Source organism: Achromobacter sp. JD-1 (assembly GCF_038594925.1).
GTDB lineage: Bacteria > Pseudomonadota > Gammaproteobacteria > Burkholderiales > Burkholderiaceae_B > Achromobacter > Achromobacter spanius_C.
This window is the reverse complement of the sequence record NZ_JBCGCS010000034.1, coordinates 1-24,813: the sequence shown is the minus strand read 5'-3', so window position 1 is coordinate 24,813 and position 24,813 is coordinate 1. Positions and strand designations below refer to the sequence as shown.

Here is a 24,813-nt window from a genome sequence, read left to right as displayed (position 1 = left end):
ACGCGATTACTGCGCCTTGATGCCCGCGCGCTTGGCGATCTCTGCAAAGCGCGGTGTTTCTTCCTCGATGACCCTGGCCACGCTTGCGGCGTCCATCGGCGTGGGGTCGAACCCACTGGCGCGCAACTGCTTTTGCGTCTCGGGGTCCTTCAAGGCCTTGGTCAGGGCGGCGTTCAGCGTGGCGACCACATCGGCCGGCACCCGCTTGGGCGCAAACACCGCAATCCAGGTGTCCATGCTGACGCTGGGGTAACCGGCTTCGGCCACCGTCGGCACGTCAGGCAGGAAGGCCGAGCGCTGCGGCGTGGTGACGGCAATGGCCTTGATCTTGCCCGACTTGATCTGCGGCATTGCCGACACCACCGTGTCGAACAGAATGGGAATCTGCCCGCCGATCAGGTCGGTCATGGCGGGGCCACTGCCCTTGTACGGGATGTGCGTCATGTGCGTGCCGGCCGCCGCCTGGAACATTTCGCCCGCAAAGTGCGACACCGTGCCGATGCCGAACGAGCCATAGGAAAACTTGTCGCCTTCCTTGCGCGCGGCGGCCACCAGCCCCTTCACGTCTGAATACGGGGTTTGCTCGTTGGCCACGATGATCAGCGCCGCGCGGCCCACCATGCCCACGGGCTGGAAGTCTTGCGTCGGGCTATAGGGCAGCTTGGCGTACACGGCCGGGTTCACCGTGAAGGTGGTGCCCGAACTGAGCAGCAGCGTGTAGCCGTCGGGCGCCGCCTTGGCCACGGTCTGTGCGCCCAGGATGGTGCCCGCGCCGGCCTTGTTTTCGACGATGATGGATTGCTTGAGCTCTTCGCCCAGGCGCTTGGCGATGATGCGGCCCAGCACGTCGCCCGCGCCCCCTGGCGGATACGGCACGACCAATTGAATAGGCCGTTGCGGGTAGTCGGCAGCCTGTGCCGCCCCCGCGCCAGCCGCCAGGGTGATGGCGGCGCACGCCGCGACGAACTTCCTGCGTTGCATGAACATGGTTGTCCCCTTGTTGTTCGATGAGTCTTAGGCAGAAGTCACTACACACACATATCAATCAGCGCGTTTCAATTTGCGCAGGCCTATCTTTCAACGCAGCCTGGCGGGCGTCATCAAGGACGGCGCCACGCCCTGATCGATCAGTTCCAACGGCAGGGCTTGGCCAGTAACCAGCGCCGCCGCCAAGGTCGACACCCCGGCCGCCGACTGAATGCCATAACCGCCCTGCGCGGCCAGCCAGAAAAAGCCGGGCTGGGCATTGTCAAAACCCACCACCATGTCGCCGTCGGGCACAAAGGACCGCAGCCCGGCCCACACATGCGAGGGCCGCCGAATCGTCAGCGTGGTGGCTGTTTCGATGTGATAGATGCCCGTGGCCACGTCCAGTTCTTCCGCCACCACATCGTGCGGGGCCACCGGGTCCGCATTGGCGGGTGAACCCAGCAACTGGCCCGCGTCGGGCTTGAAATAGAAAGACTCGTCGATGCCGACCACGGCCGGCCAGGTGCTGCAATCAAGGCCTTCCGGCGCGGCAAACGTGAAGGCGCTGCGCCGGCAAGGCTGCAAGCCCACGGGCGCCACACCGCAACGTTCGGCCACGTCGTCGGCCCAAGCGCCCGCGGCGTTGACCACGACGCCCGCCTGCCATTGCGTGCCGTCTTTCAGCCGCAGCGTCCAAGGCCCGCCGGATTGATCGCCCGACTGGCCACTGCCCAGCCGCTGGCCGGACTCCAGTTCGGCGTTGCAGCGCAGTACCGCGCCATGCCGACGCGCACCGGCCAGAAAGCCTTGATGCAGCGCATGCACGTCCAGGTCGCGAGCGTCGGGTTCCAGCATGGCGCCGCCCGCCACCGCCTCGGGGCGGATGCACGGCACGCGCGACAGGGCTTGCGCCGCGTCCAGCAACTGCACATTGCCCGCCAGCGCCTGGGCGCCTTCGTAGCTTGCCATCAGCGCGTCGCGCTGGTCTGCCGTGGCGATATACATGCAGCCGCGCTCATGCAGCAGCGGGTGCTCGGTGAAGCCCTCGGGCGGCTGCTCATAAAACGCGCGGCTGGCGCGAGTCAGCGCCTGGATCTGAGGCGTACCATAGGTTTCCATGAACATGGCGGCCGAGCGGCCGGTCGCGTGATAGCCGGGCTGCGCTTCGCGCTCCAGCAGCAGTACGCGCAGAGGCGGCTGCGTTTCCGCCGTCAAGCGATAAGCCAGAGAGGCCCCGGCAATGCCTGCCCCCACGATGACCACGTCAAACTGCTGCAAGCTCATGGCGATTCCATAATTCTCGGATTTGAGAATTCTCGAATATGACAGAATATCCGTCAACGAAAAAAAGGCAGGCGGCATGACGCCAGCCCTTGCCGCTAGGGGAAAGCACCGATATGCCCATCATCCGTCCGCCCTCGCCCGCCACCAACATCCTGGCCGACCGCACCAGTCTGGGCATTCGCTTGCGCGCGCTGCGCCGAGCCCGCTCCATGACGTTGAAAGAACTGTCGGCGCTGACCGGCGTGGCGCTGTCCACCTTGTCGAAGATGGAACTGGGCCAGGTGTCCATCAGCTATGCCAAGTTCGCCGCCGTGGCGCGCGCGCTGGAGGTGGACATCGCCAAACTGTTCGGGCCGGTGACGGCGCAGGATGACAGCGGCCCCGCCCCCACGGCCTTGCGCTGCACCCTGGCCGAATCGCCGGGCTACCTGACGGGCACCTACGACTACAAGCTCTTGGCCGGCCAGTATCCGCAGCGCAGCATGACGCCCATGTATGGCCGCATCCTGGCCCGCGAGGAGTCGGAGTTCGAAGACTATATGCGCCACGCCGGCCAGGAATTTTTGGTGGTACTAGAAGGCGAACTTGAAATCCGCTTTGAAAACGGTCAATCGCTGGTGCTGGCCAAGCACGAGACGGCTTACTTCGACAGCGGCGTGGGGCATATCTACCTGTCGCGCAGCGCCAAGCCGGCCGAAGTCATGGTGGTGATGACGGGCGGCCAATAGCAGCGGGCACGCGGCTTGCTGGCGGCGGGGCGTCACCGTACCCGATCAGCCTGCCATGACCGCATCCAAGCCCGATGTGCGCAAAGGCCAATACACCGGCCCGCTTGCGCGCGACACCTTCAGGCAGCGCTTCATGCGCCGCTTTTACGACCCCGCCTTCCAGGCGGAACAGGAAGCGCTGAACCGCCTGGAAGCCATCGCCTGGGACGCTTACCAAGGCGGCCGCAAGGCCCCCATCACCGTGAAGGCTGGCGCGGCGTATGCCGACCCGGATTACGACCTGTCGGTGGAATGGAAAGAAGCACACGACCGCCTGGCGCAAGCCGCCGAGACGCAGCGCCGCGCCGACACTCCATCGCGCGTGCTGGTGGTGGCGGGCGCGTCGCGCAACGATGGCACCTGCCCGGGCGAGATATCCAAAACCTGGCGCCTGGCGCGGATTGTCCGCGAGGAACTGGAAAGCGCCCAGGCGCAAACCGACCTGCTGGACCTGAGCCGGCTGACGTCTGAATACCAATTCCAGATCCACCCCTGTAAAGGCTGCGTGTCCACCGCCATGCCGCTGTGCCATTGGCCATGCAGTTGCTATCCCAACCATTCCCTGGGCCAGGATAACGACGCCATGAACGACATCTACGAACAATGGGTGGCGGCGCATGGGGTGATATTGCTGGCGCCCACCTATTGGTATCAATCGCCCAGCCCGTTAAAGCTGATGATCGACCGCCTGGTATGCGCCGATGGCGGCAACCCCGACCCCACCACCACGTCCGGCAAGGACGCGGCCAAGGCCAAGCGTATTGAACTGGACGGCTGGCCCTATCCCAAGCATCTGGCGGGGCGGGCTTACGGCTTGGTCGTGCATGGCGATGTGGCCGGCATTGAAGGTCAGCGGCGCGCCTTGAGCGACTGGCTGGACTGGATGGGCCTGATCGACGCCGGGGCGATGTCGCGGCTGGACCGCTATATCGGCTATTACCAGCCCTACGCCACCAGCCACGCCGACCTGGATCAGGATCAGGCCGTGCAGGAAGAAGTGCGCAACGTGGCGCGCGCGATGGCGCAGTGCCTGCCGCGCCTGCGCGCAGGGGAACTGGCGGCCCCTGATAAAGGGCTGCGCGAGCCTCGGCCCAAGTAAGCGTCACGTTGCTTATCCGGCGAGGCGAAAGAGACGGCCAAGGACCCATCGCGCCCCCCAAAAGCTATTCCGAAACCTGGCAATTGGTGGTCAACACCGGCACCACCATCGTCACGTTCCTGATGGTGTTCCTGATCCAGCAAAACCAGAACAAGGACAGCCGCGCGTCACTGAATCAACCCTGCCCCGCCATGTTGCGCTGCGCCAAATCAGTGCGGGGCGCACAACGGCTTGCACCGCTTTGAAGCATTCAGCGCCAGCCACCCGCATCGCCGGGCTGGCTTGATCAGCGCCTGGATTCCGCGCTTGCCCGCGCTTTCCCCTATGACGCCCCGCGCGTAACTCTGCCCCACGGCTCCCTTACGAAAACCTGGCATGGTCTTTGCTTAAGTTGTTCATGCAGGCCGCAAGGCCCGCAGCACAATTCAAGCAGTACCGGCAAAGGCGCCCCGACCGAAAGGTCCAGGGCGCTTTTTGTCTTTTGAAACCCAAACCACAAGCCTGGGGATATTCATGAAAGCAGCGGCCACTCCCGCATCCTTGCAGACCTTGGTCGTGATCGGCAACGGCATGGTGGGCCACCATTGCGTCGAACAACTGATCGCCCAAGGCGCGCTTGAGCGCTATCGCATCCACGTCTATGGCGAGGAAACGCGCCGCGCCTACGACCGTGTTCACCTGTCCGAATACCTGAACGGCCGCGACGCCGAATCCATGTCGATGAGCGATGCCGCCTTCTACGAACGCGACGGGCTCACGCTGCATCTGGGCGAGCCGGTGCTGGACATCGACCGCCACGCGCAAGCAGTCATTACCGCCAATGGCCGCGTCGGTTACGACAAGCTGGTGCTGGCCACCGGCTCCTACCCCTTCGTGCCGCCCATCGCTGGCGCCGAGGGCACGTCGCGCCTGGTGTATCGCAGCATCGACGACCTGGACCTGATCCGCGAAGCCGCCCAAGGCGCGCGCCGGGGCGTGGTGGTGGGCGGCGGCCTGCTGGGCCTGGAAGCCGCCAACGCCTTGAAGTCGCTGAACCTGGAAGCGCATGTGGTGGAGTTCGCGCCGCGCCTGATGCCGGTGCAGTTGGACGAGGAAGGCGGCGCGGCCTTGAAGGCGCGCATCGAGGCGCTGGGCGTGGGCGTGCATCTGTCGCGCGCCACGCAGGACATCAAGCCCGGCACACAGTATCGCTACCGAATGCGCTTTGCCGAAGGCGCGCCGCTGGAAACCGACCTGATTGTGTTTTCCGCCGGCATCCGCCCGCAAGTGGCGTTGGCGCGCAAGGCGGGCCTGACGCTGGCCGAACGCGGTGGCGTGGCCATTGACGACCATTGCCGCACCAGCGACGAACACATCTACGCCATCGGCGAATGCGCCGCCTGGAACGGCAGCGTGTTCGGCCTGGTGGCACCCGGCTACCAGATGGCGCGCATCGCCGCGGCCGAACTGTGCGGCGCATCGGAACACACGTTCACCGGCGCCGACATGTCCACCAAGCTCAAGCTGCTGGGCGTGGACGTGGGCTCGATTGGCGACGCGCATGGCACGACGCCGGGCGCGCGCAGCTACCGCTTTATCGACGAAGCCGGCGCCAGCTATCGCCGCCTGGTGGTGTCGGGCGACGGCAAGCGCGTGCTGGGCGCGGTGCTGGTGGGCGACAACCGCTACTACGACACGCTGCTTCAATACGCGCAGAACGGCATCGCGCCGCCCGCCGACCCCGCCAGCCTGATCCTGCCCGCCAGCAGCGCCGCGCCCGCGCTGGGCATGGACGCGCTGCCCGCCACCGCCACCATCTGCTCCTGTCACAACGTCAGCAAGGGCGCCGTCAGCGCCGCCATCGACGGCGGCTGCACGGACCTGGCTGGCGTCAAAAGCTGCACCAAGGCGGCCTCGGGCTGCGGCGGTTGCGCCGCACTGCTCAAGCAAGTGGTGGAACACGAACTGGCCAGCCGGGGCGTGGTGGTCGACAAGAGCCTGTGCGAACACTTTGCCTATACGCGCCAGGAGCTCTACGCCATCGTGCGCGTGGGCGGCATTGAAACGTTCGAAGAATTGCTGGCAAGCCATGGCAAGGGCCACGTCGGCTGCGACATCTGCAAGCCCGCCGTGGGCTCCATCCTGGCCTCGTGCTGGAACCGCCCCATCCAGGAACCGCGCCTGGTGCCGCTGCAAGACACCAACGACACCTTTATGGCGAACATGCAGAAGAACGGCACCTATTCGGTGGTGCCGCGCATTCCGGCCGGCGAGATCACGCCAGACGGCCTGATCGCCATCGGCGCCGTCGCCAAGAAGTACAAGCTGTACACGAAGATCACGGGCGGCCAGCGCATCGACCTGTTCGGCGCGCAACTGCATGAACTGCCGGACATCTGGAGCGAGCTGATCGCCGCCGGTTTTGAAACCGGGCACGCCTACGGCAAGTCGACCCGCACGGTGAAGTCCTGCGTGGGCAGCACCTGGTGCCGCTATGGCGTGCAAGACAGCGTGCGCATGGCGCTGGACATCGAACACCGCTACAAGGGCCTGCGTTCGCCGCACAAGCTGAAGTTTGCCGTGTCGGGCTGCACCCGCGAATGCGCCGAGGCGCAAAGCAAGGACATCGGCGTCATCGCCACCGAGAACGGCTGGAACCTGTACGTGTGCGGCAACGGCGGCATGCGCCCGCGCCACGCCGAACTGTTCGCCACTGATCTGGACGACGCCACGCTGATCCGCATCATCGACCGCGTGCTGATGTTCTACATCCGCACCGCCGACAAGCTGCAACGCACCTCGGTGTGGCGCGAGTCGCTGGAAGGCGGGCTGGACTATCTGAAAGACGTGGTGCTGAACGACAGCCTGGGCCTGGCCGCCGAACTGGAAGCGCAGATGCAACTGGTGGTGGACCGCTATGAATGCGAATGGGCCAACACCGTCAGCAGCCCGGAAAAGCTCAAGCGCTTTCGCACCTTCGTCAACGAGCGCGGCGGCGACCCGGACATTCAATTCGTGGAAGAACGCGGCCAGCCCCGGCCCGCGCGAGCCGCCGAGCTTGATCGCAAGCCCGCGCGCGTCATTCCCATTGCCGAGGAGATCGTCTGATGAATGCTTCCGCCCTGGCCGCCGCCGCTTCCGCTTCCGCTTCCGTTCCCGCTTCCGCCACGCCAGCTTGGCGCGCCGTCTGCACCCGCGACGACCTGGTGGCCGACTCCGGCGTGGTCGTCTTGCTGGACGGCCAGCAGATTGCCTTGTTCTACGTGCCCGCAGCCGATGGCAACCCGCTCTACGCCATTGAAAACCGCGACCCGAAATCCGGCGCCAACGTCATCGGGCGCGGCCTGGTCGGCCACCTGGGCGGCAGCCTGGTGGTGGCCTCGCCGCTCTACAAGCAGCACTTCCGTCTAGCGGATGGAAGTTGCGTGCAGTACCCCGAACAGCAGTTGCGCACCTGGCAGGCCCGGTTCAACGGCGACACCGTTGAAATCGCCTGACCGCGCGTTTCCCTTTTCACAATCATCAACACGATAGGTAACTCATGTCCTACCTTGTCCCTTCCGAATTCGTCACCAAGATGGTGGACGCCGGCGAATCCAAAATCTACATGGCCACGCGCGACGTGCTGATCCGCGCCTTCATGGCGGGCGCCATCCTGGCCATTGCCGCCGTGTTCGCGGTGACGGTCACCGTGCAGACCGGCTCGCCCATCCTGGGCGCGGCGCTGTTCCCCGTGGGCTTTTGCATCCTGTACCTGATGGGCTTCGATCTGTTGACGGGCGTGTTCGTGCTGACGCCGCTGGCGCTGTTCGACAAACGCCCGGGCGTAACCTTCAAAGGCATCCTAAAGCACTGGGGCTATGTCTTTGTCGGCAACTTTCTGGGTGCGCTGACGGTGGCGGTGCTGATGTCGATTGTGTTCACCTACGGCTTTTCCGTGCCGCCCAACAAGGTCGGCGAAGTCATTTCGCACATCGGTGAAAACCGCACGCTGGGCTACAAGGAATACGGCGCGGGCGGCATGCTCACCATCTTCATCCGGGGCGTGCTGTGCAACTGGATGGTGTCGCTGGGCGTGGTTGGCGCCATGATTTCCACGTCGGTCAGCGGCAAGGTAATTGCCATGTGGATGCCCGTGATGCTGTTCTTCGCAATGGGCTTCGAGCATTCCATCGTCAACATGTTCCTGTTCCCGTCGGCGATGATCATGGGGGGCAATTTTTCCATCATGGACTACATGATCTGGAACGAGATCCCCGTGGTGCTGGGCAACCTGATCGGTGGCCTCTCGCTGACCGGGCTGACCTTGTACACGACGCACATGAAGACCGCTCCCAAGCGCCGCTTCAACTGATCACGCGCCAGGACGCCAACCGTGATGGACCGCCGCGAGCCCGAGCCCGGGTTTAAGCCCGGGTTTGAGCCCGGGTTCAAGCCCACCGCCGCCTCTTTGCAGGTGACGGTGGGCCAGCACACCGAACCCGGCAGAAAGCCCGTCAACCAGGACTTTCACGGCCTGTGCGTGCCGGGCGAACCCCTGCTGGGCACCAAGGGCGTGGCGGTGGCGCTGGCCGACGGCATCAGCAGCAGCCAGGTCAGCCACATTGCCAGCGAGACCGCCGTGGCGAGCTTCCTGGAAGACTATTACTGCACGCCCGAAACCTGGTCAGTGAAAAAATCCGCGCACAAAGTGCTAAGCGCGGCCAATAGCTGGCTGCATGCGCAAACGCGCCAGCGCCATCACCCCGACCAACCGCGCGACGCCGACCGGGGCTACGTCTGCACCATGACCGTGATGGTGCTGAAGGCCACCACCGCGCACATCCTGCATATTGGCGACGCGCGCATCTACCGGCTGCGCGCGGGCGCGATGGAGCAATTGACCGACGACCATCGCGTCTGGATCTCGCAAGACAAAAGCTATCTGGGGCGCGCGCTGGGCCTGGCGCCCCACCTTGAAATCGACTATCACACGCAGCCGCTGGAAGCGGGCGACGTCTTTCTGCTGGCCACCGACGGCGTGTATGAACACATCAATGCGAGCGATGTGGCAGCCGCCATCGCCGCGCATCCCAACACGCTGGACGCGGCGGCGCGCAGCCTGGCCCGGCTGGCGTTCGAACGCGGCAGCGACGACAACCTGACCGTGCAGATCGTCCGCGTGGATGCGCTGCCCGCGCGCCGCGCCGATGAAATCGCGCGCTACAGCCTGAACCTGCCCTGCCCGCCGTTGCTGGCGGCCGGCATGGAATTCGAAGGCTTTCGCATTCAGGACGAGTTGCAGGCCAGCCACCGCAGCCACGTCTACCTGGCAGAGGACATCGACAGCGGCGATAAGGTCGTCATCAAGATCCCGTCGCTGGACCTGCGCCACGACCCGGCCTATCTGGAACGGCTGCTGACCGAGGAATGGATTGCGCGCCGTATCGACAGCCGCCACGTGGTGCGCGCCTGGCCGATGCCGCGCACGCGGCGTTATCTCTATACGGTCAGCGAATACCTGCCGGGCCGCACACTGACGCGCTGGATGGCCGAGCATCCGCGCCCCACGCTGGACCAGGCGGTGACGCTGATTGAACAGATTGCACGCGGCCTACAAGCGTTTCACCGGCTGGAGATCGTGCATCAGGATCTGCGGCCCGACAACATCTTGATCGGCGACGATGGCGTGGCCCGCATCATCGACCTGGGTTCGACGCAAGCGGCCGGCTTGTGGGACGGCGCCAGCCAAGACGACGATGCGCCGGCCATGCTGGGCACCGCCCAATACGCCGCGCCCGAGTACTTCCTGGGCGAAGCCGGCACGCCGCGATCTGACCTGTATTCCCTGGCCGCGATGCTGTACCAGATGCTGTCCGGCCGCCTGCCCTACGGCGCGGACGTAGCGCGCGCCCGCAGCCGCGCCGCGCAGATGCGGCTGAACTATGTGTCGGTGCTGGACCGTGAGCGCGAACTGCCGGCATGGATCGACGGCGTGCTTAGCCGCGCCTTGCACCCCGACCCGGCCCAGCGCACGGCCGAATTATCGGAATTCACGCATGCGCTGCGCCATCCGCCCGAGGCCGCGCGCCGGGGCGAACGCCTGCCGCTGCTGGAACGCAACCCCTTGGCATTCTGGAAAGGCCTGAGCCTGATCCTGTTTGCCCTCGTCATCTTTCTTTTGCTTGATCGCTGAATTCTGGAGCACACCATGTTCGGAAGCACCGCCCTGTCCCCCTCCGTCTGGCTGATTGGCGCCGGCCCCGGCGACCCCGAGTTGCTCACCCTGAAAGCCGTACGCGTGCTGGGCCAGGCCGACGTCGTGCTGGTGGACGACCTGGTCAACCCGCAGGTGCTGGACTACTGCCCGCAGGCGCGGCTGGTGTACGTGGGCAAGCGCGGCGGCTGCCGTTCTACCCCGCAGGAATTCATTCAGCGGCTGATGCTGCGCTACGCCCGCCAAGGCCTGCGGGTGGCGCGCTTGAAGGGCGGCGACCCCTGCATTTTCGGGCGCGGCGGCGAAGAAGCCCAATGGTTGAGCGACCACGGCGTGGCCTGTGAAATCATCAACGGCATCACCGCCGGGCTGGCTGCCGCCACCGCCTGCGGCATCCCCCTGACCCAACGCGGCATGGCCCAGGGCGTTACACTGATCACCGCCCATTCCCAGGACGGCGCCACGCCGGATTGGACGGGGCTGGCAAAGAGCGGCACGACGCTGGTGGTCTACATGGGGGTGGCCAAATTGCAGGACATGAGCAGCCAATTGCTGAACGCCGGCATGGCCCCCGACATGCCCGTGGCGATGATCGAACGCGCTTCGCTGGCGGATCAGCGCGAATGCCGCTCGACGCTTGCCAGCATGGCCCAGGACGCCGCCGCCTTCCAGTTGCGCAGCCCCGCCGTGCTGGTCATTGGCCAAGTGGCGGCGTGCCAGGTGCTGGAAGTGGCGGGCGCGGTTGGTTTGGCCTACCCTGCCCACCCCGCCGAGGCCGCCGACCTTGCCACCCCCACGGTCCCCTTCGTCCAGCCCCGCTTTCCCCTGCCGTCCGCCGAACCGCTGCTGCGCCGCAGCGCCTGATCACAACCCCACCTTATGGTCGAACGCCACATCCCGCCGCCCCTGCGCTTTCTGCTTGCCGCGCGGCGCAGTGAACTCCATGGCCTGGAAAGCCTGGCCGTCACCTGCGAGCTGACCGTGCACATCAGCGCGCTGGTGCACGCCCTGCAAAAGGAACGCGGGTATTCGAATTTGACGCTGTGCAATGCTCCGGACAGCCAGCAGGAAACGCTGGCGACGCTGGTGCAAGACGCCACCCGCGTGGAAACCGACGTACGCGGGTTCCTGGACGCCATTGCCGCCAAGACCCCGCACGGCAGCGACAAGGCGCGCTTGCTCAACTGCATTGCCTTTGCGCTATTCCGTCTGGACGAATTGCCGGGCCTGCGCCGCCAGGTGCGCGACCACGCCGTGCCCGCCGACGACGCCGACGCGCGCTTCACGCAAATCATCAGCAGCCTGCTGGCCGTGGTGTTCGAAGCCGCTGATTCCGCGCTGGACCCCGGCGTCACTCGCATCCTGGTCGCCCTGCTGAACTTCATGCAGGGTAAGGAACTCAGCGGCCAGGAACGCGCGGCGGGCGTCATCGGTTTTACGGCCGGCTTCTTCACCGACGCGCAAAAGGCGCGCATGCTGGGCCTGGCCGCCCACCAGGCCCGCAGCTTCGACATCTATGCGCAATACGCGCAAGACGCCGCGCTGCAATGTTGGGAACGCATCCAGCAACAAGGCCAGCCGGTTGAGCGCATGCGCGACATGGCGCAACGCACCTCTGCCGAGCAGCGCGTGGACGGCGCCCTGGCTGAGCTGTGGTTCGACCTGTACACGGCGCGCATCGACGCCATGCGCGAAGTGGAAAGCCTGTTGGCCCAGGCGCTGGCGCAGCAATGCGAACGCCGCATTGCCGAAACCCGCCAGGAACTCGACGACCGCCAACTGCTGTTGGCGCGCTATGCCGACCACGCCAGCGGCCGTGCGCCCAGCATGGTGTTCAGCGTGCAAAGCCGCATCGTGGACACGCCACCCGCGGACGGCGTGGGCAGCGTGCTGGAACGCTCGGTGCTGGAAATGATGCGCGAACAGACCTTGCGCATGCAGCGCACCGACGACGCCTTGAACACGGTGCGCGGCGCGCTGGAAGAAAGAAAGCGCATCGACCGCGCCAAGCGGCTGCTGATCAGCCAGTACGGGCTGACCGAGCAGGCCGCGCATGAACGCCTGCAACGCGCCGCCATGGACGGCGGCTTGTCGCTGGCGGACGTGGCAAGGCAGGTGATCGGGCAATTGGGCGGGAACTGAAAGCCAGGGCGACAAAATTCATGGCTGACGGGTCCAGCGCGACGGAATCCAGCGCTACCGAATCCAGCACTACCGAAACACCCGCTGCGTCCAGCTCACCAGCACCCCCATCACGGCCAACACGGCCAACGCACGGAAGTGGTCCAGGTTGGCCAGCAGCACCGATTGCTGATCTAGGATCTGCGCAATCCGCGCCATCGCCATCCGCTGCGCCTGGGCGGGATCGGCCACCGCCGCGTACACGTTGCTGAGCTGCGCCTTGGCCGCTTCAAAATTGGCATTGCCCTCGGCAATGCTCTCCTTCAACACGTTGTAGTGCTTGGTGGTCAGCCACTGCTGACTGACCGTGGCCGCCATGATGCCCAGCGCCTGCCCCACCTGCGCCAGCATGTTCTTGAGCTGCTGCGCGTGCGCGAACACCGCCGCGTCATGGGTCAGCCCCGAAAAGGCGCTCATCGCCGTGACGGGCATGATGACCATGATGAACACGCCATAGCAGGCCAGCGCGGGCAAGACGTCGGTCCAGGGGTGGGCCGTGGGCGTCAGCCCGGACATCAACACGCCGAACGTCGCCAGCGCCACAAAGCCCGCCACGAAAAACTTGCGCGGCGACGGCCAGCGCGCAATCAACTGCGCCATCACTACAAAAGTCAGCACCCCCGCTCCCAGGCCCATCGAAAAAAACATGCCGGTGTTGGACCACGACAGCCCCAGCGCGCGTTGCAGCATCTGGGGCACCAGATAGCCGTTGGCGCCCAGCATCACATAACTGAACATGAAGAGCGCCAGGCCGCTTAGATAACGCACTTCTTTCATGCCGCCCAGCTTGAGCAGCGGCGCGCCGGTGTGCGTTTCGGATCGAACGAAATAGGCCAGCGCGGCGACCCCTGCCACGGCGAACAGCGCCAGTTGATGGCGGTCACTGAAGAAGTCGTAATAGGACCGCTGCAAGGCATGCAGCAGCAGGAAACTGCCCAGGCCCAATGCCGCGATGGGCGCCAGCCGCGCCTGCCCGGCAACGGTAGCCTGCCCTTGCCTGCCCGGCATGGAGAGCGCCACCGGCACCATGGCCAACACCGACAACCCCGCCACCAGCCAGAACATCAGCGGCCAGCCATCGTGATCCACCGCCGCCGAAGCCAGCAAGGGCCCCAGCGCCGTGCCGGTACACAGCCCCGTGGCCAAGGCCTTGATGCCATGAAAGCGCCCCGGGCCGGGCGGAATCAAGTTCACCGTCAGCCGCGACGACGTCAGCATCGCCGCGCAGCCAATCGCCATCAGCACCCGGCCCGCCAGGAAACCGCCCTGGCCCACGGACAACGCGCACACCACCGCCCCCATCGCCGCCGCGCCCAGGGAAGCCAGCAGATAGCGGCGCTGGCCCAGGTGATGCACCAGCCAAGCTTGCAAGGCAATCATCACCACCGCCACGCAGGCGTAGATGACGGCAATGGCGGTGTATTCCTCGGGGCTGGCGCCGATCTCGCCCATGATGGGCGTGGCGGCAAAGGTGACCATGCCGTTCTGCAGAAAGTCGATGAAGGTGAGCGCGCCGATGGTCGCCAGCAGAGCCGGCGGCGGGGATGTTGCAGGGGAAGCAGCAGCAGCTTGCATGGCTGTGATCCATATTTGTGCCCAGGCTGTATATGCCTAGGCAGGTAAATGCTTATAAAAAAACGGCGCCGAAAAACGGCTCCGTCTGCTCAGTTCATACTCAGTCGGTTTTCTGTCCGTGTTGCGCATTGGCCAGCAAGCGCGACAACAACAGGTGCAAGGTCTGCGCATCGTCTTCCGAAAACCCCGCCAGCAGGCGGCGCATCACCACGTCCGTCGCCGCGAAGGCTTGCGGCAAGGCGGCTTGGCCCAATTCGGTGAGTTCAATCAAATGGCTGCGGCGGTCAGCTTCGTTTTCCACGCGGCGGATGAAGCCCTTCGCCACGATGCGGTCCAGCAGCCGGGTCATCGCGCCCGAGTCATACGCCAGCACCCGGCAGAAGTCGCTGGGCGTGCGGCCCCAGCCCCGGGCCAGGCAGTTCAACACCACGTACTGCGGCGTGGTCAGCTCGAACGGCGCCAGCTCGCGCTCCAGCGCATCGTGGATGCCGTTGCGCACGGACGTGACCATGAAGCCGAGTTCACCGGTGTAGAACTTGTCCAGCACGGAAGGGGTAGCAGCAGCCATGGTGTCTCGTTGCAGGAGTGACGCGAGGATGGCGATGGCTTCGGGCAACAAGCCCTGTGGATCGCGGTTCGGTGATTTTATCTGCCTAGGCAGTTAAATAGCAAGCGCTGCATGTTGAACAAAGGCATCAAGGCAAATTCTCCCGGAAGATCACCTGGCTGCGCGCCAGTTCCACCCCGTTCATCGCGCTGCGCTTGTCACGCAGGTTGCTGAAAATGCGCACGCAGCTCATCAGCGCTTCCATCGGGCTTTGCGTGATGACGGCGTCCATGGTGCCGTCGATCAGCAGCGAGCGTGTGTCCGGCGTCAGCCCATGGCCGATGAACACCACGCGATGCTGCAAGCCGGCTTCCTTCAAGGCCCGCGCCACGCCGTCGGACGCCCCACCGATGTTGTAAATGCCCGCCAGGTTGGGATATTGCTCAAGCAATTGCCGCGTCTGCTCGTAGTTGCGCTGCGCATCGTCATAGCCTTCGCGCAAATCCACCACCTGCATCGCCTGAAACTGCTCGGCATACAACTGCAGGAAACCGCTTTCGCGTTCCTCGTGTGCGCGGTAATGGCGCGAACCCGCAATCAAGGCCACATGGGCGGCGCGCGGGCCGATGAAGCGTGCGATCAGGTAGCCCGCCGTGCGGCCGGCGGCGCGGTTGTCCAGCCCCACATAGGCCGTGCGGGCGCTGTTGGCCAGGTCGGAAATCAAGGTCACCGTGGGCACGCCCTGCTGCGCCAGCGTGTTGACTGCTTCGCGCACCACGGGGTGTTCCAGCGCCATGAACGCAATGCCGTCGGCACGCTTGCCGTGCTTGGCCAAGGCCTGGGCCAGCGCGTCGGGGTTGAAGCTTTCCACGTATTCAATCTGGCACTTGGCGTTCAGCGGCGCGAAGTGTTCGTGCGCGTAGCTGACGGTATCGCCCAGCATGCGCAGATAGCGGTTGCTGCCGCGCGGCAGCAGGAACACCAGCCGCATCGGCTCGGCGGGCACGGCGGCGGCCAGTTCCTGTTCGGGCAGATAGTCCAGTTCAATGGCGGCCTTGAAGACCTTCTGCGCGGTGTTGGCGCGCACGCCGGGGCGGCGGTTCAACACGCGGTCGGCCGTGGCGGTGGACACGCCGGCGCGCGCCGCCACATCGGCCAATCTTGCAAGCTTACGGTCGGGGGAGGCTTTATTCACATCAAAAACCATCATGAAAGAAGTTTGACGATGATAGCGGCAATTCACTATTGTCCAGTCTGCCGCATGGGTTTGGCGCTGTTGTGGCACATCAAAAAACATCATAAAGACATTTTGGAGACAAGCATGAAGCTGCTCACACGCCGTAGTGCCTTGCGTCGCCTTTGCGCGGTGCCCGCCGTTGCCCTGGCCGGCGGATTCCCGCTGATTGCCCGCGCGGCCGACTACACGCTCAAGTACGGCAACAACCTGCCGGTGACGCATCCGCTGAACATCCGCGCGCAAGAAGCCGCCGAACGCATCCTTAAGGAAAGCAACGGCCGCGTCGACATCAAGATTTTCCCGAACAACCAATTGGGCGGCGACACCGACATGCTGGCGCAAGTGCGCTCGGGCGGCATCGACTTCTTCACCCCGTCGGCGCTGGTTATCGCCACGCTGGTGCCGGTGGCCGCCATCAACGCCGTGGGCTTCGCCTTCAAGGACTACAACCAGGTCTGGTCCGCCATGGACGGCGCGCTCGGCGCACACGTGCGCGCCGCCATCGCGCAGCGCAAGCTCTACGCCTTTGAAAAAATGTGGGACAACGGCTTTCGCCAAACCACCAGCAGCAAGGCGCCCGTGTCGACGGCCGCCGATATGGACGGCTTGAAGATCCGCGTGCCGGTCAGTTCGTTGCCCATTTCCATGTTCAAGGGCCTGGGCGCCGCGCCCGCCAGCTTGCAGTTCAGCGAGGTGTATTCGTCGTTGCAGACCAAGGTGGTGGACGCGCAAGAAAACCCGCTGCCCATCATTCAGGTGGCCAAGCTGTACGAAGTGCAGAAGTATTGTTCGCTGACCAACCACATCTGGGACGGCTACTGGTTCATCGCCAACGGCCGCATGTGGGAAGGCCTGCCGCAAGACCTGAAGACCATCGTGGCGCGCGGCATCAACGAAGCCGGCCTGGCCCAGCGCGAAGACATCAAGAAGTTGAACGCGTCGGTACAGTCGGACCTGGAATCCAAGGGCCTGCAATTCAACCAGCCGGCGCCGGACACCTTCCGCCAGGCACTGCGCACGGCGGGCTTCTATAAGGAATGGCAGGGCCGCTTCGGCAACGAAGCCTGGTCGCTGCTGGAACAAAGCGTCGGCAAGCTGGCCTGAGGTCGCGTCATGTCGTCCCTGTCCGCTTCCCACGCCGCCGCCCCGGTGCTGCCGGCCAACCCCTTGCGGCGCGCCGCCAACGCGCTGGACAGCGTGCTGGGCGGCGTGGTCGAACACGTTGCGGCCGCGATCGTGCTGGTCGAGATCTGCGTGCTGTTCGCGGGGGTGGTCGCGCGATACGTCTTCCATAGCCCGCTGGTCTGGTCCGACGAACTGGCCTCCATCCTGTTCCTGTGGCTGTCGATGCTGGGCGCCGTGGTTGCCTTGCGGCGCGGCGAGCACATGCGGATGACGGCCCTGGTCAACAACGTCAGCCCCGCGCGGCGCGCGCAGTTGGAAACCGCCGCGCTGGCCGCGTCGCTGGCGTTCCTGGTGCTGATCCTGGCGCCCGCCATCGAATACGCGCACGAAGAACACTTCATCACCACGCCCGCGCTGGAACTCAGCAACGCGTGGCGCGCCGCCGCCATTCCCGTGGGCATGGCGCTAATGGCCGTGGTGGCCATGCTGCGCCTGTTGCGCACCACGCCGGTACGCCAGGTGCTGGTGGCCCTGGTGGGCGTGGCCGCGGTGGTCGCCCTGTTCTGGTTGGCCCAACCCCTGTTCCAGGGCCTGGGCAAGCTGAACCTGGTGATCTTCTTCGTGGGCATCGTGGCGGCCACCGTGTTTTCAGGGGTGCCGATTGCGTTTTCGTTCGCGCTGGCCACCTTCTCGTACCTGGCGCTGACCACCAACACGCCCATGGAAGTGATGGTGGGCCGGCTGGACGAAGGCATGTCGCACCTGATGTTGCTGGCCGTGCCGCTGTTCATCTTCCTGGGTTCCTTGATTGAGATGACCGGCATGGCGCGCGCCATGATCCAGTTTCTGGCCAGCCTTTTGGGCCACGTGCGCGGCGGCTTGTCGTACGTGCTGATCGGCGCCATGTATCTGGTGTCCGGCATCTCGGGTTCGAAGATCGCCGACATGGCCGCCATTGCGCCCGTGCTGTTCCCGGAAATGCGCAAGCGCGGCGCCAAGCCCGGCGATCTGGTGGCGCTGCTGTCGGCCACCGGCGCGCAGACGGAAACCATTCCGCCGTCCATCGTGCTGATCACCATCGGTTCGGTCACTGGCGTGTCGATCGCCGCGCTGTTCACGGGCGGCCTGCTGCCCGCCGTGGTGCTGGGCCTGGCCCTGTGCTCGGTGGTGTGGTGGCGCTATCGCAAGGAAGACCTGAGCCTGGTGCAACGCTTCAGCCTCAAAGAGATCGGCCGCTTCTTCGTGATTGCGCTGCCCGCCGTGGCCCTGCCCTTTGTGATCCGCGCCGCGGTGGTCGAAGGCGTGGCGACCGCTACCGAGGTGTCCACTATCGGCATCGTGTATTCGGCGGTGATCGGCATCCTGATCTATCGCCGCTTTGACTGGGCGCGCCTGCGCCCCATGCTGATCGAGACCGCATCGCTGTCCGGCGCCATCATGCTGATCGTGGGCTGCGCCACGGCCATGGCATGGGCGCTGACGCAGTCCGGCTTCTCGGGCGACCTGGCGCAACTGATGGCCGACATGCCCGGTGGCAGCTACGGTTTCCTGGCGGTGTCCATCGTGGCCTTCATCATCCTGGGCAGCGTGCTGGAGGGCATTCCCGCCATCGTGCTGTTCGGCCCGCTGCTGTTCCCGATCGCGGTGCAGGCCGGCGTGCACGAAGTGCACTACGCCATGGTCGTCATCTTCGCCATGGGCATCGGCCTGTTCGCGCCGCCCTTCGGCGTGGGCTACTACGGCGCCTGCGCCATCAGCCGCGTCGATCCCAACGAGGGCATCGGCCCCATCTGGGGTTATGTCGCGGCGCTGCTGATCGGGCTGATCGTCGTGGCCGCCTTCCCCTGGTTCTCCATCGGCTTCCTGTGACCTGACGCGGCCCGCGCGTGAATCCGCGCCGGGCCGCCTCCCCTTCCGCCTCCCTCTTTATAAAGATCCATCATGAGTCGTTTTCTGGGCGAAATCCGCCAACTCGGTTATGTGGTGCACGACATCGAAGCCGCCATGGAGTACTGGAGCACCACGCTGGGCGTGGGCCCCTGGTACTACAACCCGCGCGTGCCGATCGTCAACTACCAGTACGACGGTGAAAGCCACCAGCCGCACAACTCGGTTGCGCTGGCCAATTCCGGCTTCGTGCAGGTTGAACTGATCCAGACGCGCAACGACGTGCCGTCCATGTACCGCGACTTCCTGCAAGCCGGCCGCACCGGCCTGCAACACGTGGCCTACTGGACCGAGAGCTACGACGCCGACCTGGAACGCCTGCTGGCCCAGGGCTTCAAGCCCAAGATGAGCGGCGAAGTCGGCGAGAAAGGCCGCTTCATTTATTTCGACACCGAATACCACCCGGGCACCGTCATCGAACTGTCGGAAGTGGCCGGCCCCAAGGGCCGCCTGTTCGACCTGATCCGAGAAAGCGCCAACGGCTGGGACGGCAAGGATCCGGTCCGCCCGTTCCCGGATTTGTCCCGTCTTTGAAGCCTGCTGACGTCGGTTGAGGCTTGCTGAAGCCTGGGGACGCCTGCGGCTGCCAGTTGATGCCTCTGTCGCTTGCTTATCCCTGCTGACGCCTGCTGTCCCTTGCTGACCTAACTTTGCCGCCCGCCGCCCCCTTTGAATTCCCAAGCTTATGAATTCCCAGTCCTTTAGCGCGACCTACCTGATCGAGACCCCGATGGACCCCGCGCGGGTCGCCGAAGTGATGGCGGGCGAGCAGTCCTGCGGCACCTTCACCCGCGTGCAAGGCGAGACCGATGAGCTGCGCGCCCGCGCGCGCGCGCGCATCGAAGCCATCGACCTGCTGGACACCACCGACACGCCCAGCCTGCCCAACGCCTGGATGGCGCGCCAACCGGGCGGCATGCCCGGCAAGTACCAGCGCGCCCGCGTGCGCATCGCCTTTCCCGTGGCCAACGTGGGCGCCAACCTGCCCACGCTGGCGGCTACCGTCGGCGGCAACCTGTACGACCTGGGCGAAGTCACCGGCCTGCGCCTGGAAAGCATGGAGCTGCCCGCCAACTACCGCGCGCAGTTCGACATGCCGCAAGTGGGCATCGCCGGCACGCGGCAACTGACCGGCGTGGCAAAGGGCCCGCTGGTGGGCACCATCATCAAGCCCAACGTGGGCCTGTCGCCCGAGCAGACCGCGCATCTGGTCGCCCAACTGTGCGCGGCGGGCGTGGACTTCATCAAAGACGACGAAGTCTGCGCCAACCCGGCGCACGCGCCGCTGGCACAACGCGTCGCCGCCGTCATGGCGGTGGTGCGCGCCCACCGCGAACGCACGGGCCGCCAGGTGATGGTGGCCTTCAACATCAGCGACGAAACCGACGCCATGCGCCGCCACGCCGACCTGATCGAACGCGAAGGCGGCTCCTGCGTCATGGCCAGCCTGAACTGGTGCGGTTTTTCAGCCATCCAGACCCTGCGCCGCAGCACGCCGCTGGCCTTGCACGGACACCGTAACGGCTTCGGCGCCTTGTCGCGCGCGCCCTTGCTGGGGATTGGCTTTCAGGCGTATCAAACCCTGTGGCGGCTGGCCGGCGTGGACCATATGCACGTGCATGGACTGCAAGGCAAGTTTGCACAGGAAGACAGCGAAGTCGTGGAATCCGCGCGCGACTGCCTGGCGTCGCTCACGCCCGGCATCGACGACCCGGTCATGCCCGCGTTCTCGTCCGGCCAATGGGCCGGCACCGTCCCTGCAACGTGGGCGGCGGTGCGTACTGACGATCTGATGTTCATGTCGGGTGGTGGGATTTTGGCGCATCCGGATGGGCCGGCTGCTGGTGTACAGAGCATTCGGCAAGCATGGCAGGCGGTGCGGGATGGGCAGGCGTTGGAGGACTTTGCGGGGAATGCGCCGGAGTTGCAGCGGGCGCTGGAGTTCTTTGGCGGGCGGGCATGACTGCGGGTGTCGGGAGCGCTGGCGGTGGGGTTGGCAGCGCTAAAGATATGGACGGCCCAGGCCGCGCGGATGACGCGGGCAGCCTAACCGCACCCCGCGTCTGCTGGTACGGCGACGATTTCACCGGCGCCACCGACACGCTAGCCGAAGTCGCACGCGCCGGCTTGCGCGGCTTGCTGTTCCTGGGCGTGCCCACGCCCGAACAACTGCGCCGCGCCGGCCCGCTGGACGCCATCGGCATCGCGGGCGCAGCGCGCGCCATGTCCCCCGCCGATATGGAAACGGAACTACGCGCCGTCGGCCGCTTCATGGCCGGCACCGGCGCGCGCGTGCTGCACTACAAATGCTGCTCCACCTTCGACAGCGCCCCGCACGTCGGCAGCATCGGCGTCGCCATCCGCGAACTGCGCCGCCACATGCCTAACCGGCTGGTGCCGATTGTGGGCGGGCAACCCAGCATCGGACGCTATTGCAGCTTTGCGCAATTGTTCGCGCGAGCCGGGGCTGCCCCCGAGGTCTATCGCATTGATCGGCATCCGGTGATGAGCCGGCATCCGGTCACACCGATGCATGAAGCTGACCTGCGGCTGCACCTGGCGGCGCAGGGGCTGGATGGGATTCGGTCGGTGCCGCATATTGCGTATCCGCGTCTGAGGAGTGCCGACGATGCCGCTGAAGTGGATGGCTGGATCGACGGGATGATCAGCGCCAGTGACGGCCCGGTGCTGTTCGACCTGACCTACGAGGAACAACTGGCCGTGATCGGCAGATTGATCTGGCGCGCGGCGGAGAGTGCGCCGTTGTTGGCGGTTGGCCCAAGCAGCGTGCAACAGGCGCTGGCGCGCGCGGCGGTGTTCGAGCGCGGGGGGGAGGTGGCGGGGCGTGATGGCAAGGGTGCTGGGCGTGATGGCGAAGGCGCTGTGTGGGATGGCAAGGGTGCCGGGCGTGATGCCGCTGTTTCCGCAAGCAGTAGCGCGACTCCCCTGCCCGCCGCCACCGGCCCCGTGCTGGTCATGGCCGGCAGCCTGTCGCCCGTCACGGCGCGGCAAATTGCAGCGAGCACGCGCTACACGCATCAGCCGCTGCAAGTGCAAGCGCTGCTGGAATCCCCCGCCTACGTGGCCGATCAAGTCCAGCTGGCAGCCCACGTCTTGGCGCAAGGCCACAACGTGCTGGTACATACCGACCGCCCCGAACAAGCGGTGACCAGCGATCAGGCCGCCTCCACCGCCCGCGCCACCGCGCAACTTGCCGCCACCATCATCACCGCCAGCGCGCAGGCGGGAGCCCGGCTTGCACGAGTCGGCATCGCGGGCGGCGACACATCAAGCCAGGCCACGCTGGCCCTTGGCTTGTGGGGCTTGGCGTTTCGATGTGTGTTGGCGCCCGGCGTGACTGTCAGCGTTGCTCGCAGCGACAACCCCGTCGTTGATGGCGTGGAGCTGATGCTTAAGGGCGGGCAGATGGGCGGGGATGATTTGTTCGATCGATTGGTGGCCGGGGGATAAAAACAGGCGAGCCTGACGGCATGGGCCGGCGGACACATGACTGACCTCTTGAGTCCACAACAGGGACCAAACGACGGGGCAGGATTACCTCTTTCTCGCCACCTAAATCGTAGCTACTTCAATAACTTATTTTCCTGACTCAACAGCACATAACCCAATTCCCGCCGATGGCTACGATGCGATTCCCCATAACCCCGGGCCATAAAAAGGTAATTCACTCCCTTTCCCGATCACCGGGCTCGTTGACCTGGGTTGTCTTTCTTTCAGTCAACCATTCCGGGGGATATGGAGGATCCTCAAACGGGCGAATTTTTAAAACATAAGCTTGCGCGGCGTAGCCACCAAAAGCCCCAACACCCAAGCCCACGATGTACAACCACCCTGTGTGCCATTGATACAGATCGATCAGCAGCATCCCCACACCCACAAAAGAGCAGAGGAGAACATATACGTAACGCAAGTGACCGTCACGGACTGCGTGCCTCCTAAATAATTCTCGTAGCCTACGCTTCACTTCACACACCCCAGCTTTAAGCTTCCGCCGATTTCGTTAACGAGAAAACCCGTCCCTGGCACGACTAGTCCCGGCGCCTAAGCAGCGGTTTTAATTCCCCTGACACGGGATATTTTGAAAACTGGCGCCATCATTTGCCTTGGTCAATCAATCAGCCTGTTTGCAATGGTTGCCCCGAGCCCAACTGCCCGATTAGCGCGGTCCGTTGAGCCCGAGGCGAGGATATAGTCGGCGACGACTTCTTCTCATATGACGTCCTCCCCTGAAGTGGACAGTCTCAGACTGGAGAAACCGGCAGGGTGACGTCAGGGTTAGTCCAGTCTGACACCTTATTTTTCAAGATAATGGGGCGCTTGATCCGATGCCGTATCGCTTGCCCAGTCGGCAGTCCGCGCGCCAGTTAGCTAAGTGTCAACCGTCGCGTTGCCATGGCACTTTGTACCGTGCTTATCGACTGCGTGCGTGGCCTTGTCTTCTTTCAAACGGTTTGGTCGCCTGACGAAGGGTATAAGACTGGCGCCATGCGCGCCCTAATCGCCGTCAACCGAACCGTTTGACCCCGCCTCGCCCCACAGGCCGTTGATTCAAAATGAATTTCGCTGGAAATTTGTGAAGAAACCTCAGGGTCTGACAAATTAATTTCGTGCAACCCAATTACACCTGCATGTTTTTGCAGTGCAAATTTTTTTGCAATTCACTAATCATCAATACCGTTACTTTTTAGCCAAAAACAACAATCTTGCGTAAATAAAATTAGAAAAATAATCCTTACCGCTCTTTTTACCGCTACGAAGCGCCATACAGTTTAAGTGTTTTCCAGTCGGGATCGATCAGATCACCATCACCCCAGCGAATCAGCTCCAGCTCCAAAAGTCGACCATTCTGATCTGCGAAAAGGAGCAGGCCCACTCTTGTCCCATCCCTGTCTAATAACTCGCCCTCAACCCCAAAGGAGTGCTGTCCGGCATACGGCGGGCGGTCATAGCCAGCAATGCTAAATTTTATTACCGAGTTATCCGGCAGCACTGAATGCGCCGTGGCAAGTTCAAGGTCAACTAGAAGCCGACGTTGATGTTCTAACGGCAGAAAATCTGCAATCGCACGGATCACATTCCTTTCACACTCAGTCAGCGAGCGCATCATTATTTCACCGGAAAAATTGTTCCAACATTCGCCGTGCCATTAGGTAATAGCGTGACTCGGTATTCCACGAGAACGCCATCAATTGTCATTCGCCCGCTAATAGGTGCATTGGTGATCATGTTTGGCCGCATCGTGTTTACAGCTTCCGCAACCTGAGCCTCAGCGCGTACCACGTTTACGCCCATCGCCTCGAGTCTAGGAGCATAGTGAGATGTCTTGAAGGTCGTCGATCCCACCGCAGCCGCTGGCGCACTTCCCTGCGCCGCGAGGAATGCTTCCGCTTTTGCGGCGGCGGCATTTGCTCGAAGCGTCGTAATCGCTCCGCCCAATGCGAAGCCGGTCGCATCAATCGCCCAAGCCTCCGCAACGCTCGCGGCAAGAGTGTAATGGAACGTTCCATCCCTAGGATCAGGCGTGACTTGAATGAAAGGCGAATCCGCAGGAACTGCAGTTGGCTTTCCCTGTTTATCGAAGAGCACCACATTGCCGCTCGCCGCCACCAATCGCACCGCAGCACGGCACAACGAAGAAGCAGGGATGACACATGCGCTCGCCAGTTCTTCGTCCCTCTGATCGGATATGCCGGCAAGCTCACGCGCCCGGGCGCAGCTCTCAGAATTTCCAGGGCCGCAAGAAGCAATCGCGGCGTCGAATTGCCGTTGTTCGGACGCCTTGAGGCCCTCTGACTTTTGCCCAAGATAGCGTAAGCACCCCTGTCAAGTAGACATCGGTTGATAGACGATCGGAGCAAGGGTTAGCCGGGGCATGAATTGCACCGG

Annotated in this window: 21 protein-coding genes and 2 pseudogenes; 14 read left to right on the top strand and 9 right to left on the bottom strand. The window is 64.2% G+C overall.

Features of this window, described 5'->3' with window-relative positions; all coding sequences use genetic code 11:
* Window positions 1–6: 6 nt before the first annotated feature.
* Both WBR68_RS29670 and WBR68_RS29665 read right to left on the bottom strand, forming a co-directional pair.
* Window positions 7–987, bottom strand: a complete 981-nt coding sequence (locus WBR68_RS29670) for a Bug family tripartite tricarboxylate transporter substrate binding protein (protein WP_157055530.1) — start codon at window positions 985–987, stop codon at window positions 7–9.
* 90 nt (window positions 988–1,077) lie between these two features.
* Entirely contained in the window at window positions 1,078–2,253 is a 1,176-nt protein-coding gene (locus WBR68_RS29665; protein WP_050450022.1) for an NAD(P)/FAD-dependent oxidoreductase, read from the bottom strand.
* 113 nt (window positions 2,254–2,366) lie between these two features.
* Between WBR68_RS29665 and WBR68_RS29660 the strand changes: the two genes are divergently transcribed.
* The 9 genes and pseudogenes from WBR68_RS29660 (at window position 2,367) to WBR68_RS29620 (ending at window position 12,436) form a co-directional block, all read left to right on the top strand.
* Window positions 2,367–2,981, top strand: a complete 615-nt coding sequence (locus WBR68_RS29660) for a helix-turn-helix domain-containing protein (protein WP_127184906.1) — start codon at window positions 2,367–2,369, stop codon at window positions 2,979–2,981.
* Window positions 2,982–3,036: 55 nt separating this feature from the next.
* Window positions 3,037–4,119, top strand: a complete 1,083-nt coding sequence (locus WBR68_RS29655; protein WP_230696029.1) for a flavodoxin family protein — start codon at window positions 3,037–3,039, stop codon at window positions 4,117–4,119.
* 53 nt (window positions 4,120–4,172) lie between these two features.
* Window positions 4,173–4,286: pseudogene (locus tag WBR68_RS29650) on the top strand (low affinity iron permease family protein); the annotation flags it as partial.
* Window positions 4,287–4,632: 346 nt separating this feature from the next.
* Window positions 4,633–7,206, top strand: a complete 2,574-nt coding sequence (gene nirB / locus WBR68_RS29645; protein ID WP_230696028.1) for a nitrite reductase large subunit NirB — start codon at window positions 4,633–4,635, stop codon at window positions 7,204–7,206.
* Window positions 7,206–7,595: a nitrite reductase small subunit NirD gene (gene nirD / locus WBR68_RS29640; RefSeq protein WP_230696027.1), complete on the top strand. Its 390-nt coding sequence runs from the start codon at window positions 7,206–7,208 to the stop codon at window positions 7,593–7,595. The genes nirB and nirD overlap by 1 nt, the downstream gene beginning before the upstream one ends.
* A gap of 44 nt (window positions 7,596–7,639) precedes the next feature.
* On the top strand, window positions 7,640–8,452 hold the full coding sequence (locus WBR68_RS29635; protein WP_230696026.1) for a formate/nitrite transporter family protein: 813 nt from the start codon (window positions 7,640–7,642) through the stop codon (window positions 8,450–8,452).
* A gap of 24 nt (window positions 8,453–8,476) precedes the next feature.
* Window positions 8,477–10,273, top strand: coding sequence for a bifunctional protein-serine/threonine kinase/phosphatase (locus tag WBR68_RS29630; protein ID WP_230696040.1), 1,797 nt, complete (start codon window positions 8,477–8,479; stop codon window positions 10,271–10,273).
* 15 nt (window positions 10,274–10,288) lie between these two features.
* The gene (gene cobA / locus WBR68_RS29625; protein WP_230696025.1) at window positions 10,289–11,158 is read left to right on the top strand and encodes a uroporphyrinogen-III C-methyltransferase; all 870 of its coding nucleotides are present in this window, start codon (window positions 10,289–10,291) and stop codon (window positions 11,156–11,158) included.
* A gap of 15 nt (window positions 11,159–11,173) precedes the next feature.
* A complete protein-coding gene (locus WBR68_RS29620) occupies window positions 11,174–12,436 on the top strand; it encodes a nitrate- and nitrite sensing domain-containing protein (protein ID WP_230696024.1) in 1,263 nt (420 codons plus the stop codon).
* Window positions 12,437–12,505: 69 nt separating this feature from the next.
* Here the strand turns inward: WBR68_RS29620 and WBR68_RS29615 are convergent, their stop codons facing one another.
* The 3 genes from WBR68_RS29615 to WBR68_RS29605 form a co-directional block, all read right to left on the bottom strand.
* Window positions 12,506–14,050, bottom strand: coding sequence for an MFS transporter (locus tag WBR68_RS29615; protein ID WP_230696023.1), 1,545 nt, complete (start codon window positions 14,048–14,050; stop codon window positions 12,506–12,508).
* Between the two features lie 100 nt (window positions 14,051–14,150).
* Window positions 14,151–14,618 carry a MarR family winged helix-turn-helix transcriptional regulator gene (locus WBR68_RS29610; protein WP_230696022.1) on the bottom strand — a complete coding sequence of 156 codons (468 nt, stop codon included), beginning with the start codon at window positions 14,616–14,618 and terminating at the stop codon, window positions 14,151–14,153.
* A gap of 127 nt (window positions 14,619–14,745) precedes the next feature.
* Window positions 14,746–15,807, bottom strand: coding sequence for a LacI family DNA-binding transcriptional regulator (locus WBR68_RS29605; RefSeq protein ID WP_230696021.1), 1,062 nt, complete (start codon window positions 15,805–15,807; stop codon window positions 14,746–14,748).
* Between the two features lie 111 nt (window positions 15,808–15,918).
* On the opposite strand from WBR68_RS29605, the gene WBR68_RS29600 reads away from it, so the two are divergent.
* The 5 genes from WBR68_RS29600 (at window position 15,919) to WBR68_RS29580 (ending at window position 22,377) form a co-directional block, all read left to right on the top strand.
* Entirely contained in the window at window positions 15,919–16,938 is a 1,020-nt protein-coding gene (locus tag WBR68_RS29600; protein WP_050450033.1) for a TRAP transporter substrate-binding protein, read from the top strand.
* 9 nt (window positions 16,939–16,947) lie between these two features.
* Window positions 16,948–18,828: a TRAP transporter large permease gene (locus tag WBR68_RS29595; protein WP_230696020.1), complete on the top strand. Its 1,881-nt coding sequence runs from the start codon at window positions 16,948–16,950 to the stop codon at window positions 18,826–18,828.
* Window positions 18,829–18,900: 72 nt separating this feature from the next.
* Window positions 18,901–19,440, top strand: a complete 540-nt coding sequence (locus WBR68_RS29590; protein WP_046807840.1) for a VOC family protein — start codon at window positions 18,901–18,903, stop codon at window positions 19,438–19,440.
* Window positions 19,441–19,591: 151 nt separating this feature from the next.
* Entirely contained in the window at window positions 19,592–20,869 is a 1,278-nt protein-coding gene (locus WBR68_RS29585) for a ribulose-bisphosphate carboxylase large subunit family protein (protein ID WP_230696019.1), read from the top strand.
* A 47-nt stretch (window positions 20,870–20,916) separates the two neighbouring features.
* The gene (locus tag WBR68_RS29580; RefSeq protein ID WP_230696018.1) at window positions 20,917–22,377 is read left to right on the top strand and encodes a four-carbon acid sugar kinase family protein; all 1,461 of its coding nucleotides are present in this window, start codon (window positions 20,917–20,919) and stop codon (window positions 22,375–22,377) included.
* A 214-nt stretch (window positions 22,378–22,591) separates the two neighbouring features.
* On the opposite strand, the gene WBR68_RS29575 is transcribed toward WBR68_RS29580, so the two are convergent.
* The 4 genes and pseudogenes from WBR68_RS29575 to WBR68_RS31540 form a co-directional block, all read right to left on the bottom strand.
* Window positions 22,592–22,792, bottom strand: coding sequence for a hypothetical protein (locus tag WBR68_RS29575; protein ID WP_230696017.1), 201 nt, complete (start codon window positions 22,790–22,792; stop codon window positions 22,592–22,594).
* Between the two features lie 885 nt (window positions 22,793–23,677).
* Window positions 23,678–24,034, bottom strand: coding sequence for a DUF6984 family protein (locus tag WBR68_RS29570; RefSeq protein ID WP_230696016.1), 357 nt, complete (start codon window positions 24,032–24,034; stop codon window positions 23,678–23,680).
* Window positions 24,034–24,516, bottom strand: a complete 483-nt coding sequence (locus tag WBR68_RS29565; RefSeq protein ID WP_230696015.1) for a hypothetical protein — start codon at window positions 24,514–24,516, stop codon at window positions 24,034–24,036. The genes WBR68_RS29570 and WBR68_RS29565 overlap by 1 nt, the downstream gene beginning before the upstream one ends.
* Window positions 24,517–24,525: 9 nt before the next feature.
* Window positions 24,526–24,690: pseudogene (locus WBR68_RS31540) on the bottom strand (DUF6862 domain-containing protein); the annotation flags it as partial.
* Window positions 24,691–24,813 lie beyond the last annotated feature (123 nt).